This window comes from Streptomyces sp. NPDC088147 (genome assembly GCF_044741565.1).
Taxonomy (GTDB): Bacteria; Actinomycetota; Actinomycetes; order Streptomycetales; family Streptomycetaceae; genus Streptomyces.
In genome coordinates this window covers 50877-63641 of the sequence record NZ_JBIUSY010000006.1, presented here as the reverse complement: position 1 = coordinate 63641, position 12765 = coordinate 50877, and the positions used below count along the sequence as shown (strand labels likewise).

Sequence of the window (12765 nt, the reverse complement as noted above, 5' to 3'; positions counted from 1 at the left end):
CCGTCAGACCCTCTCAGGAGTACCAACCTCTCATGACCGTGAGCCGTCTCCAGGGCCGGAAGGTCCTCTTCATCGGTGGCACGGGCCGGATCAGCTCGGCCTGCTCCCGGCGGGCCGTCGAACTCGGCGCCGACCTCCACCTGTTGAACCGCAACATGTCCTCATCCCGGCCGGTGCCCGACGGCGCCACCGTCATCACCGCCGACGTCCGCGACACCCATCAGGTGCGCGCCGCGCTGAAGGGCCAGGATTTCGACGTCGTCGTCAACTTCCTGGGCTTCACAGCCGAACACGTCGCCTTCGACGCCGATTTCTTCAGCGGGCGCACCGGCCAGTACGTCTTCATCAGTTCGGCTTCCACCTATCAGAAGCCACCGGCGCGCCTGCCGCTCCTGGAGTCCGCGCCGGTGCACAACCCGCATTCCGCCTACGCCCGTGACAAGATCGCCTGCGAGGAACTGCTCGGCCGGGCCCACGAAGAGCAGCGGTTGCCCGTCACCGTCGTACGCCCCTCGCACACCTACGACCACACCGCCTTTCCCTTTCCCATCAGCGGGAGTTACACGGTGGTGGAGCGCATGCGCCAGGGAAAGGAGGTGATGGTCCACGGTGACGGGACCTCGCTTTGGACGCTCACCCACCACACGGACTTCGCTCTCGGGTTCACCGGGCTCCTCGGCAACCCCGCGGCTCTCGGCGAGACCTTCCACATCACCGGTGACGAGGTGCTGAGCTGGGACCAGATCTACCGGACGGTCGCCGAGGCCGCGGGGGTGGAGCCGCGCCTTGTCCACGTCCCGTCCGATGCCGTCGCCGCGTGCGAACCCCAGTGGGGCGAGGAATTCCTCGGTGACAAGGCGCATTCGCTGGTGTTCGACAATGGCAAGATCCGCCGGGTGGTGCCGGAGTTCACGGCGGCTGTGCCGTTCGCGCAGGGCGCCCGGGAGATCGTCGCGTGGTACGACGAGGACCCCGCCCGGCGCGTCGTCCACGCCCAGCTCGACGCCCTCATGGACCGTCTCGTCGAGGTACACCGGCCGCGCCGGCCGTAGGGGAGGCCACCGACAACCAGACACACCGCTCACCACCGGCCGGGGGCGCGCCCTTGGGCTGTGATGCGGGGTGATTCCGAGGATGGTGGAGGAGCCTGGGCGTGGACAGCTCCGGCGGCGACGGGGCCGTCCCCGCTCCGGTCTCCGAGCCGGCCGCTACTGCGCGGCCTCGCCGGCCGCGGCGCGCCGTTCGAGGTCCTCGGCGGTGTCGGCCGCCCACTGCTGAAGCATCCGCGTGGTGCGCAGCCCCAAGTCCAGCGCGTACTCCCCGAAGGGCGGGCTGTCGGGTGCCGTGCGGGCGTCCACCTCCTTCTCGAGGATCAGCAGTCCGGCCAGCGCCACGCTGTGGCGTGCCTCTTCGGCGCGCATTGCCGCCGCCGCCTCATCCGGTGGGAGGAGGGTCACCAGGAATCCGCGCAGCGCGGATCCGTTGCGGATGCTGCGGTAGGGGTCCTCGGCGCCGGCCCAGTGGGCGATTTCGTCACGGCCGGAGTCGGTGACGGTATAGACCTTGCGGCCCCGGCCGCCGCCCGCGTCCTCGACGGTGACGGCACCGGTCTGCACCATCTTGGCGAGCTCCGGATAGATCTGGCTGTGCTTGGCCTGCCAGACGTAGTTGACCGAGGCGTCGAAGCGTTTGGCCAGCTCGTAGCCGGACGCGGGGCCGTGGAAGGCGAGTGTGCCGAGAAGAGCGATCCGCAGAGACATGACAGCAGAATACCCCGGGTTTGACGTGTAGAGATCTACATGTAGTGTCTGACTCATGAATGAACCGCCCCGTTCCCACAGCGGGCTCCTGCTGATCGCCGTCCTCGGCGGCATGTTCCTCGCGATGCTCGACCAGACGATCGTCGGCACCGCCCTGCCCCGGATCACCGAGGATCTCGGCGGACAGAACCTCTACACCTGGACGGTGACGGCCTACCTGCTCACCTCGACCGTCACCGTCCCGCTCTACGGCCGCCTCTCGGATCTCTACGGCCGCAAGCTCCTGCTGATCACGGGCATCGTGATCTTCCTGACCGGCAGCGCCCTGTGCGCCCTCGCGCAGAACATGGGCGAGCTGATCGCCTTCCGCGCCGTACAGGGCCTGGGTGCCGGAGCCCTGCTTCCGCTGTCCCTGGCCCTGGTGGCCGACACCGTCCCACCCGGGCAGCGCGGCCGGGCACAGGGCGCGGTCGGCGGCGTCATGGCCCTGAGCTACGTACTCGGCCCCTACCTGGGCGGCCTGTTCACCGACTACGCCAGCTGGCACTGGGTCTTCCTGGTCAACCTGCCCATCGGCGCCCTCGTCCTCGCCATCATCTGGCGGTACCTGCCCGGTGGCGGCGGGATCCCGAACGCCGGACGCCCCGACTACGCGGGCATCACCGTGCTGACCGCCGTGATCAGCTCCCTGCTGATCGGACTGACCATGAAGGGCATCGACAACCACACCTGGACGGACACCGTGGTCATCGGTCCCATCCTGCTCGCGCTGCTTCTCCTGGTGCCGTTCGTCATGATCGAGAAACGAGCCGCCCAGCCGATCATGCCGATGGCCCTGTTCCGCGACCGGGCCTACACCCTGACCAACACCGCCTCGTTCTTCTCCGCGTTCTGCCTCTTCGCCTCCGTGGTGTTCCTGCCGCGCTACTTCCAGGAAGCGCTCGGTCACAGCGCCAGCACGAGCGGGCTGCTCCTGTACCCGCTGATGATCGCCATGGTCGCCGGCAGCCTGCTGACCGGCATCCTGATCAGCGGCTCCGGCCGCTACAAGCCCTGGCTGCTCGGCGCGGCCGTCCTGGCCGCCGCGGGTTCCCTGATGTTCACCGAGCTCACTCTGAACACCTCGCTGTGGACGATGTCGATCTGGATGATCCTCATCGGTCTCGGTATCGGCCCCACGCTCTCCGGCCTCACCCTCGCCATCCAGGCGACGGTCGATCCCAAGGACATGGGCACCGCCAGCTCCAACATCACCTTCTTCCGTCAGATCGGCGGCTCCGTCGCCTTGGCCATCGCCGGCGCGCTCTACGCCGACAGCCTCACAAGCCACATGGACCGTGGACTGCACCATGCCCAGGCAGCTGCCACGGCCAGCGCCCTGCCCTGGCTTTCCGTCGTCGGCGCGATCGCGGCCTTCCTGGCCGTGATATTCCTGCCGGCCCCCCGCCGCAGCCTCAAGACCTCGTCGGCCGGCGCCTCACTCAGCTCACTGGCCTGATCCACCACATCTCACCCCGACAAGCCCCACCCGGACGAGAAGGAATCATGACGACCACACCAGAGCACCCCGCCGAAGCGAGCAAGCCCTACCTCCTCGGGCACTACACTCCGCTGACCGATGAGACCGACGGTTTCGACCTGACGGTCACCGGCACCCTGCCGCCCGAGCTGAACGGCCGCTACCTGCGCAACGGCCCCAACTCCCGCCCCGGCGAGGACCCCGGCCATCTGTTCACCGGCAACGGCATGCTGCACGGCGTCCGGCTGCGCGACGGCCGCGCCGAGTGGTACCGCAACCGCTGGGTACGCACCGGCAAACTCGCGGGCGCACCCTACATACGCGCGGACGGAACCGTCGACCTCACCGCGGTGAACGCGAACACCCACGTCATCGCACACGCCGACAAGCTCCTCGCCCTGGTCGAGAACGGCTTGCCGTACGAGGTCACCGGGGAACTGGAGACGGTTGGTCCCTGTACTTTCGGTGGTCGGTTGACGACCGCGATGACGGCTCATCCCAAGGAGGATCCGGTTACCGGTGAACTTCTCTTCTTCGGCTACAGTGCCGTGGCCCCGCACCTCACCTACCACCGGCTGTCGGCGGCGGGGGAGCTGGTGGAGAGCCGGCGGATAGCGGTTCCGGCGGGCACGATGATGCATGACTTCGCCATCACCGAGAACCACGTGATCTGGCTCGACCTCCCGGTCGTCTTCGACCTCCGGCTGGCCGGCGGGGGCATGCCGATGCGCTGGGACGACACCTACGGCGCCCGGCTGGGACTGATGCGCCGCGACGGCACCGGCGACGTACGCTGGTTCGACATCGACCCCTGCTACATCTTCCACGTCGCCAACGCCCACGAGGACACCACGGGACGGATCGTCCTGGAGGCCGTGCGCTACTCCCGGACCGCGTTCGACACCATGTGGCAGGCCATGGGCGGCCACGTCGCCAACCCGCTCGCCGACACCGGATGGGTACTGGGCGAGACACAGGGCGGACAGGTGCACCGCTGGCTGCTCGACCCGGCCACCGGCACCGTGAGCGAGCAGGCACTCGACGACCGCGGAGTGGAGATGCCGACCGTCAACGACAACCTGACCGGCCGCTACAGCCGCTACCTCTACACCGTCACCGAACACGCCATCCTCAAGTACGACACCGTCACAGGCACCGCGACACCATACGGCACCGGGCACGGCACCTCACCCGGCGAAGCCGTCTTCGTCCCCGCACACGACAACGGCAACGACGAAGACGCCGGATACCTGCTCTCCATGGTCTCCCACGGCACGACCCACGGATCGGAGCTACTGGTCCTGAACGCCCAGGACATGACCCGGACAGCCACCGTGCACATGCCGCACCGCGTCCCCGCCGGCGTCCACGGCAGCTGGATCCCCGACCCACAGCGATAACCCGGGGCAGGGTCCGGTAGCGGTAACACAGGTCAGGACCCATGGCGTTGGGGCGGACGACGCGTACGGTCGCCCGCCCCAACGCCACCGCGGCCTGATCAAGCGGCCCAGCGGTGCACGTCAGATCCTCGTATCGCGGGCGATGCGGTACAGCACGTTCGAACGCAGGGGCCCTTCGGGCACGGTGGGGTCGTCGAAGTCGTCTGCCGGATCCCGGGTCATGCCGATCCGGCGCATCACCGCCTGCGAACGAACGTTTGCGGATGTCGTCACAGCAAGAATCTCGGAAAGCCCAAGAGTGTCGAAGCCGTAGGCCAGGACCGTCAGCGCGGCCTCGGTGGCGTAGCCCTGGCCCCAGGCCGAGCGGGCGAGCCGCCAGCCGATCTCCACTCCTGTGAACGGCATGTCATCATCCACCCGGTCCAAGCCCGCGAAGCCGATGAACTCGCCCGTGGCCCGCACCTCAACCGCCCACCACCCGTAGCCTCGCTGGTCGAACTTGGCCTGGTAGAGCGCCACGGAGGCCTCGCTCTGTTCGCGGGTGAGCACGTCGCCCAAGTGCTCCCGGACTTCGGGATCGGCATTCATCACCGCCCATGGTTCAAGGTCGGAGTCCCGCCAACGGCGGAGGGTGAGGCGATCGGTACGCAGTTCAGCCATGGTGCCCAGCCAACGTGAACTCTGGCCTCAAGGCAATTCCTTTCCTCCGGGCGACACCGCACAGCAGAAAGAACTCGCACGGCTCACTCCCCGGCGGAACGAAGCGATCATCGACCCCGCGAGTCAATCCACCTAGGCTCCTTCCGGAGTTCATTCCGGCTTGATTCATTCCTGAATACGGGGGGACGAGTGTCACTCACAGGCAAGACAGTCATGGTCACCGGGGCGTCCAGCGGCATCGGCGAGGCGGCGGCGCGGCTGCTCGCGGCGGAGGGCGCGGCGGTCGTGCTCATGGCACGGCGCGAGGAGCGGCTCCGTGAGATCACCGGAGAGATCAACGGCGCGGGCGGGCGCGCCGTCGCGGCGCCGGGTGACGTACGGTCCGCGGCCGACGTCGAGCGCGCCGTGGCGCTCGCCGTGGACCGATTCGACTCGCTCGACGGGGCGTTCAACAACGCGGGCTGGGGCTCGCTCGGCACTCCGCTGCACGAGATGGACGACGCCGATTACGACCGGATCATGGACACCAACGTGCGCGGGGTCTGGAACTGCCTCCGGCATCAGATCCCCGTGATGCTGCGCCAGGAGTCCGGCGGCTCGATCGTCAACACCTCCAGTACGGCAGGGCTGTTCGCCACCGGGGCGGCGGCCCCCTACGTCGCCGCCAAGCACGCGGTCGCCGGGCTGACCAAGGCCGCCGCGGCCGAGTACGGCGGCCGGGGCATCAGGGTCAACTCGCTGATGGTGGGCGCCACCAGGACCGAGCTGATGGACGAGGCCATCAGTGTGATGCCGCAGCTGGAGGAACTCAGCGTCGGCCGGGCCATCCAGCGCCGGCTCGCCGACCCCCGGGAGATCGCGCAGGCCGTGGTGTGGCTGTGCGGCGACCGGTCCTCGTTCGTGACGGGCGCTTCCGTGCCCGTGGACGGTGGTTGCAGCGCCGTGTGAGATCCGGGCCCGCGTTCTCCCCTCCCCGATGTGCGCACGGGGAGGGGAGAGCCGATCGCATCGGTCCGGCAGCGCCTTCAGGCCAGGCAAGTCCCGTGAGTGCTGGGGCTATTGACGAGTTGTGAGTTGGGCAGTTCAATCTCGCCCATATGGTCAAGCTGCCGGCACAGAAGGCGGAACGTTCCGACCGCCTTGGCGTCCGAGCATTCTCGGGCACGTAGCCGCTCGCGGTTTGGCGGTTCCCGCACCATCGCCCATCCCATCAAGGGGTAAAACATGTACCGCAGAATCATGCCCGGCCTATGCGGCCTCGCGTTGCTCGCTGCCGGCGTGGTGTCCGTCCAGAGCGGCGACGCGCGCCCTGACAACGTTGCCATGGCCGCCGCCGCCCAGCCGGCCGCCCTGTCCGAAGCCCAGATCGCCGCCGCGGCCGGGGCCACCACTCCCTTCGTGACGGTCGAAGCCGAATCCGGGACGCTCGGCGTCGGCGCCCGTGTCCGCTCCCTCACTCCGGGGGCGGCGCCCCCGACCCGGGCCACCCTGGAGGGCGAGGCCTCGGGTTATGCGCTGGTCGAGTTGAAGGCCAACGGCGATTCCGTGACGCTGACGAACAACACGGGGAAGAACGCCAACAGCCTCGTGGTCCGCGCCTCGATTCCGGATGCGGCCGGGGGCGGCGGGATCAACGCGACGCTGAACCTGTACGTGAACGGCGTCTTCCGCCAGGCGATCGCCCTCAGCTCCCAGCAGGCGTGGAACTACCGTGGTGCGACCACCAATCCGGACGACCCCCGCGCCGGAGGCGTGGCCTACCGCTTCTACAACGAATTCCCCCTGCGCGTGACGGGCGCCGCGATCGCCCCGGGCAGCACCATCCAGCTCAAGAAGGACGCGGGCAACACGGCCGCCGTCTACGACATCGACTCCGTCGACCTGGAGAACGTCGGTGCCGCACTGGCGCAGCCGGCGAACTCGATCTCCGTGGTCAGCAACGGCGCGGACCCGAACTTCCAGCGGGATTCGACGGTGGCCATCCAGGACACGGTGAACGCCGCTCGCTCGCAGGGGAAGTCGGTGTGGATCCCGCAGGGCAAGTACCTGACGAACAGCCTGGTTTCCAGGCCGTTGGACTTCACCGGGGTGAAGGTGCAGGGTGCCGGTATGTGGTACACGACCCTGTACCGCAAGGTGCCGCTGCCGGCCAACTCCTGGCGCTCGCAGATCGTCGTGGGCACGAAAACCACGCTGACGGACCTTCAGATCGACACCAACGCCGTCTGGCGGGGAATCGGTGGCACCGGCGGTTCGGACTACGGAGTCAACACCGGCGGTACGGGCTGGCTGATCGACCGGCTCTGGACGCGGCACATCGACGCCAATTGGCTGTCGGGCACCGACGGCATCCTGCAGAACAGCCGGACCGCGGACAGCTACGGCGACGGCTACAACATCAACAACGGCAACACGCCGAACGCGGACAAGCTCGGCCTCAACATCACCGTCCGGAACAGCTTCGCCCGGAACACCGGTGACGATTCCTTCGCGACGTACTCCGACGCGGGCCCCACCGGCAAGAACGGCCAGGTGTCCGGGGCGAAGATCCTGAACAACACCGCGGTCGCACCCTGGTGGGCCAACGGGATCCGGGTCGCCGGCGGAAAGAACGTCGAGGTGCGGAACAACGTGGTGAACAGCGTGTCGTCGAACAACGCGCTGGAACTCAGCGTGTTCGGTGATTCGGGGCACCCCTTGGAGTCCGTCGCGGTCACCGGAAACGTCCTCCAGGGCGGCGGTGGCTGGAACGGCGTCCGGCATGGCGTGCACATCGGTTCGACGGGGAGCACCTCGCAGTTCCCGAACGCGTTCACGAACGTCACCATGAGCGACAACATTCTGCGGGGATCCCTCACCGCGGGTCTCAGCATCGATCGAACGCGCGTCAATGTCACGCTGACGAACAATACGATCGACCGTCCGGCGAAGCAGGGAATCTGGATCAACTCGGGAGTCACCGGCACGGGGAAGTTCACCGGGAACAAGATCCAGAACCTGTTCCCGGGGCAGGTGGCGCAGCGGAACGATTCTCCGGACACCTTCAAGATCACCGGCTGAACACCGAACCGGACCGAACCGGACCGAACCGAACCGGACCGACCGGCCCGGCCCCGCTCACCCGGGGCCGGGCCGGGCCGGACAGGCGGGACTCTGAGGACAGGGCCCGGGAGCGGGCCGGTACGAGGGTGCCGGCACCGCGATGACGGGCGAGTGCCGCCGTCAGCGGGCCGAGGGCCACGGCGCTCGGCCGGAAGGCGCCGGCGGGCGGGCCTGTACGCTGCCCCTATGCAGCCGCCCGCCCCCTCATCACCGTCGGGCTCCTCGCAGTCCGGACCTGTCATGGACCCCGCACAGCGGGGGCTATTGACGGAACGCATCGCGCGCCAACTGGAGCACGACATCAGGTCCGGGGAGATCGCCGTCGGGACGAAACTCCCGTCGGAGCGCGAGCTCGCCGCCCACTTCGGTTCCAGCAGGAACGTCGTGCGCGAGGTGCTGCGACGGCTGGAGGCCCAGCATCTGATCGAGGTCGCGCCGGGGCGCGGCTCGTTCGTGCGGGAGCAGACCTCGGGGCAGGCCCGGGGGTACGACGCGCTCTACCGGGCGGGCCGGCCCACGGTCCGTCATCTGATCGAGGCACGGATTCCGCTCGAGGTCGAGATCGTCCGGCTGGCGACCGAGCGGGCCACGGACCACGACATCGCCGTCATGCGGTCCGCGCGGGACGCCATGGAATCGGCGACCGACGTCGTGATCAAGGCGCAGGCCGATATGAGCTTCCACGACGCCATCGCGGTGGCGAGCAAGAACCCGGTGCTGCGGATCATGCTGTCCTCGATCAGCGGGATGATGTTCGAGATGATGTTGCGCTCGAACTCCGACCCGTCGATCGGCGAGCCCGGCGTTCCACACCATCCGGAGATCTTCGAGGCGATCGAGGCGCGGGACGTGGAGGCGGCCTGTGCGCGGATGCGGGAGCACCTGATGCTCGGCCTGCGCACCTACGGGGCGGATCTCGACCTTCAGGTCGACATCATGGCCCGCAATCACATCGAGGCGCTCCTCGGACAGGCGGAGACCGGGCGGGGCGGCGCCACGGGGCGCGCGTAGCCCACCACGCGGATACGAGAAACCGCGGTCAGAGGCTGGTCGGCAGGGCTCTTCCACTGTTACGGTCTTGGCCGTCACAACTGGTCCTACCAGTTGGACCAGTGATCTCGGAGCCGTTCGTACACCGCAGAGAGACGAGGACCAAGGATGTCCACGAGCAGCCAGCTCCTGAGCCGGCGCTCCTTCGGCAGGCTCGCCGCCGGGGCCGTCGGCGCGGGGGTGCTCAGCGCCTGTTCGGCGCGGGGTGGTTCCCCCTCGGCCGACACACCGTTGCGGATCATGGCGATCAACCATGTGTGGTCCCAGGCGATCCGGCGCCGGACGAAGGAGTTCGAGGAGCTGACCGGGCGGCGGGTGTCGATGACGCTCCTCACCGCCGACCAGCTCGCGAGCAGCTACAACGTCAAGCTCAACGCCTCCGGCACCGACGTGGACGTGATGATGGTCCGCGCGTTGCAGGAGCAGTTGGTCTTCGCGCACAACGGCTGGCTCGCGGACCTTACCGACCGTGTCGAGGGCGACGAGGAGTTCGCCTGGGCGGACTTCCAGAAGGCCCCGCGCCAGGCGTCCGTGACAGCGGGAAAGGTGCTGAGCGTCCCGGTGGTGACCGAACGCCCGGTGCTGTACTACCGGAAGGACATGGTCGACGATCTCGGCGGGCCGCCCCGTACGCTGGACGCGCTGATGGCCGCCGCGCAGGAACTCACGCGGCGGAACGAGGGCTTCTACGGCTTCGTCGGCCGGGGACAGCGCAGCGGCGCCGTGTCCCAGTGGTCGAGCTTCCTGTACTCGCACGGCGGTGACTTCGTCGTCGCGGGCAAGTCCGGCATCGGAACTCCGGAGGCTCTCGCCGCGTACGAGTACTACGGCAGGCTGCTGGCGAAGACGGGCCCGCCCGGGGCGACCAACATGAGCCTCGAAGGCGCGATGCCGATCTTCGCGCAGGGCAAGGCGGCCTTCTACATCGATGCCGACGCGATCTACAGCAGCTTTCTCGACCCGAAGGTGTCCACCGTGCGGGAGAGCGTCGGCTTCGCCCCGTTCCCCGCCGGACCGGCCGGGGCCCGGCCGCACAACATCCCGTCCTGGAGCCTCGGCATCAACACGTTCTCCCGGTTGCGTGACGACGCCTGGCAGTTCATCAAGTGGGCCGCCGGACCGCAGATGTCCCTCGCGCTCCAGTCGGACGGTATCCCCGGTGCCCGCGCCTCCGTGTGGTCCGATCCGAAGGCGCTCGCCGTTTTCCCGCCGGATCTGGCCGACGCCATGCGGCTCAACGCGGAGCGCGGTCTGGGCTACGACCGGCCCCGGGTCCTCCAGGTCGGCCGGGCCAGGGACATCGTCGGACGGCCGCTGGTCGCCGGCATCCTCGGCGAGGCCGTACCGCCCGTCGCCCGCGACGCGGACGCGGAGTTCGCCGACTTCCTGGTCCGCGACAACCGCCACAAGGAGTCCTGATGTCCATCACGAAGGCCTCCACGGTCCCTGTCGCCTCCCGTCCGCCGGGCGACGGCCCGGCCCGTGCACGTCGGCCGCGCACCTTCGAACAGGCCAATCGGCGCCTGAAGTGGACGATGCTCGCCCCGGCGCTGCTCTTCGTGGGCCTGATGATCGTCTTCCCCCTGGCCTTCACGCTCGACCTCAGCCTGACCGACGCCTTCGGCGCCGTGAACGCCGGCAAGGAACACATCGGCCTGCGGAACTTCACCGATGCCCTCGGCGACACCCGCCGGTTCTGGCCGGCCGCCCGCCGCACACTCGTGTTCACGGTCGGTGCGGTGCTACTGGAGACGGTGCTGGGCCTCGCGTTGGCGATGCTGATGCGCAAGCCGTTCCGCGGCATGCGCTGGGTGCGTACCGTCCTGATCATTCCGCTGCTCACCACGCCGGTGGCGATCGGCATCCTGTGGCTGCTGATCCTCGATCCCACCAACGGCATCGCCAACCACCTCCTCGAAGGCGTCGGACTGCCCAGGCAGGAGTTCCTCGGCTCGGTGGGCCAGTCGCTGCCGACGCTGATGCTCATCGACGTGTGGCAGTGGACACCGATGATGACACTGCTGCTGCTCGCCGGCCTGACCACCCTCCCCGAGGAGCCCGAGGAGGCCGCGCTCGTCGACGGCGCGAACGCGTGGCAGCGCTTCCGCCACATCGTGCTGCCGATGCTCGGCCCTGCCCTCGCCACCGCGCTCGTCCTGCGCGCCGTCGACGCCCTCAAGACCTTCGACATCCTCTACGCCACCAAGGGCGCGGGAGGCGGCTCGGACTTCGAGGCGGAAACCCTCAACGTCTACGCCTACGGGCTCACTTTCGACTACCAGGAGTACGGCCTGGCCGCCGCCGTTCTGGTCCTGTTCACGCTCTTCATCATCGGTGTCGTGGTGCTGCTGCGCCGCCGGGGCGGAAGGAAGAACACATGAGTGCCACCGTCACCCACGCCACCCGCCCGACCGGCAGGCGTCCGGCCGGCCCGCCGCGTCGCAGGAACTGGTCCTGGTTGCGCGGCACCGCCATCACGATCGTGACGCTCGTCTTCGCGTTGCCGGTGGTGTGGATGTTCGCCGCCGCGTTCAAGACCAATGTGCAGGTGACCGACCCGTCCGTGGGCCTGTGGTTCAGCCCCACCCTCGACAACTTCCGCAGCATCGTCGAGGCCGGGCAGATCCTGCGGTCGATGGGCAACTCCCTGCTCGTCGGCGTGATATCCACCGTGTTGTCCGCCGTCATCGCCGTGCCGGCCGCCTGGGCCGTGGGCCGGTTCGACATGCACCGCACCGGCTCCCTCATCCTGGTCGCGCGCATCGTCCCGGCGATCTCGCTGCTGGTGCCCTGGTACTACCTGTTCGCGCAGCTGGGCCTCGTCGGCTCCTACACCGTGCTGATCCTCAGCCACATGTTCGTCTCCGTCCCGCTCATCATGTGGATCATGATCAGCTTCTTCGCGGGGCTGCCGGTCGAACTGGAGGAAGCCGCGCGCACCGACGGGCTGAGCGCCTTCGGTGCCTTCTGGCGCATCTCGCTGCCGCTCGCGGCACCGGGCACCGCGACCGCCTCGCTGCTGGCCTTCGTCTTCAGCTGGAACAACTTCATGTTCGCGCTGGTCTTCGCCGACGACATCACCCAGACCGTGCCGGTGACCCTCTTCAACTTCATTTCCTACGCGAGCACCGACTGGGGTGGCCTCATGGCCGCCTCCACCCTGATCACCGTCCCGGTCGTCCTGGCCGCCGTCCTCGGCCAGAAATACCTGGTGTCCGGGCTGACCTCGGGCGCCACCAAGGGCTGAACAACCCCCCACCCACCGCACCCGGAA

At 68.4% G+C, this 12765-nt stretch carries 11 protein-coding genes; 9 read left to right on the top strand and 2 right to left on the bottom strand.

The window, feature by feature from the left end; all coding sequences use genetic code 11:
• The first annotated feature begins 32 nt into the window (after nt 1-32).
• Nucleotides 33-1052, top strand: a complete 1020-nt coding sequence (locus ACIOGX_RS21165; protein WP_384775179.1) for an NAD-dependent epimerase/dehydratase family protein — start codon at nt 33-35, stop codon at nt 1050-1052.
• A 156-nt stretch (nt 1053-1208) separates the two neighbouring features.
• On the opposite strand, the gene ACIOGX_RS21160 is transcribed toward ACIOGX_RS21165, so the two are convergent.
• Complete coding sequence (locus tag ACIOGX_RS21160; RefSeq protein ID WP_401769472.1) at nt 1209-1760, bottom strand: PadR family transcriptional regulator; 552 nt, start codon at nt 1758-1760, stop codon at nt 1209-1211.
• Nucleotides 1761-1815: 55 nt separating this feature from the next.
• On the opposite strand from ACIOGX_RS21160, the gene ACIOGX_RS21155 reads away from it, so the two are divergent.
• Both ACIOGX_RS21155 and ACIOGX_RS21150 read left to right on the top strand, forming a co-directional pair.
• Nucleotides 1816-3258 carry an MDR family MFS transporter gene (locus ACIOGX_RS21155; protein ID WP_401915202.1) on the top strand — a complete coding sequence of 481 codons (1443 nt, stop codon included), beginning with the start codon at nt 1816-1818 and terminating at the stop codon, nt 3256-3258.
• Nucleotides 3259-3305: 47 nt separating this feature from the next.
• On the top strand, nt 3306-4679 hold the full coding sequence (locus ACIOGX_RS21150) for a carotenoid oxygenase family protein (protein ID WP_401915199.1): 1374 nt from the start codon (nt 3306-3308) through the stop codon (nt 4677-4679).
• Between the two features lie 120 nt (nt 4680-4799).
• Here ACIOGX_RS21150 and ACIOGX_RS21145 read toward each other — a convergent pair whose 3' ends face one another.
• Nucleotides 4800-5339, bottom strand: coding sequence for a GNAT family N-acetyltransferase (locus tag ACIOGX_RS21145; RefSeq protein ID WP_401915196.1), 540 nt, complete (start codon nt 5337-5339; stop codon nt 4800-4802).
• 189 nt (nt 5340-5528) lie between these two features.
• Between ACIOGX_RS21145 and ACIOGX_RS21140 the strand changes: the two genes are divergently transcribed.
• The 6 genes from ACIOGX_RS21140 to ACIOGX_RS21115 all read left to right on the top strand — a co-directional run bounded on the left by ACIOGX_RS21140 (nt 5529) and on the right by ACIOGX_RS21115 (nt 12738).
• Complete coding sequence (locus tag ACIOGX_RS21140) at nt 5529-6287, top strand: SDR family NAD(P)-dependent oxidoreductase (protein ID WP_401915193.1); 759 nt, start codon at nt 5529-5531, stop codon at nt 6285-6287.
• Between the two features lie 276 nt (nt 6288-6563).
• Entirely contained in the window at nt 6564-8399 is a 1836-nt protein-coding gene (locus ACIOGX_RS21135; RefSeq protein ID WP_401915190.1) for a hypothetical protein, read from the top strand.
• A gap of 228 nt (nt 8400-8627) precedes the next feature.
• Nucleotides 8628-9452, top strand: coding sequence for a FadR/GntR family transcriptional regulator (locus tag ACIOGX_RS21130; RefSeq protein WP_383975341.1), 825 nt, complete (start codon nt 8628-8630; stop codon nt 9450-9452).
• Nucleotides 9453-9599: 147 nt separating this feature from the next.
• A complete protein-coding gene (locus ACIOGX_RS21125) occupies nt 9600-10910 on the top strand; it encodes an ABC transporter substrate-binding protein (protein ID WP_401769425.1) in 1311 nt (436 codons plus the stop codon).
• Nucleotides 10910-11872 carry a carbohydrate ABC transporter permease gene (locus ACIOGX_RS21120; protein ID WP_401915186.1) on the top strand — a complete coding sequence of 321 codons (963 nt, stop codon included), beginning with the start codon at nt 10910-10912 and terminating at the stop codon, nt 11870-11872. The genes ACIOGX_RS21125 and ACIOGX_RS21120 overlap by 1 nt, the downstream gene beginning before the upstream one ends.
• Complete coding sequence (locus ACIOGX_RS21115) at nt 11869-12738, top strand: carbohydrate ABC transporter permease (protein WP_401769427.1); 870 nt, start codon at nt 11869-11871, stop codon at nt 12736-12738. The genes ACIOGX_RS21120 and ACIOGX_RS21115 overlap by 4 nt, the downstream gene beginning before the upstream one ends.
• The last annotated feature ends 27 nt before the right edge of the window (nt 12739-12765 follow it).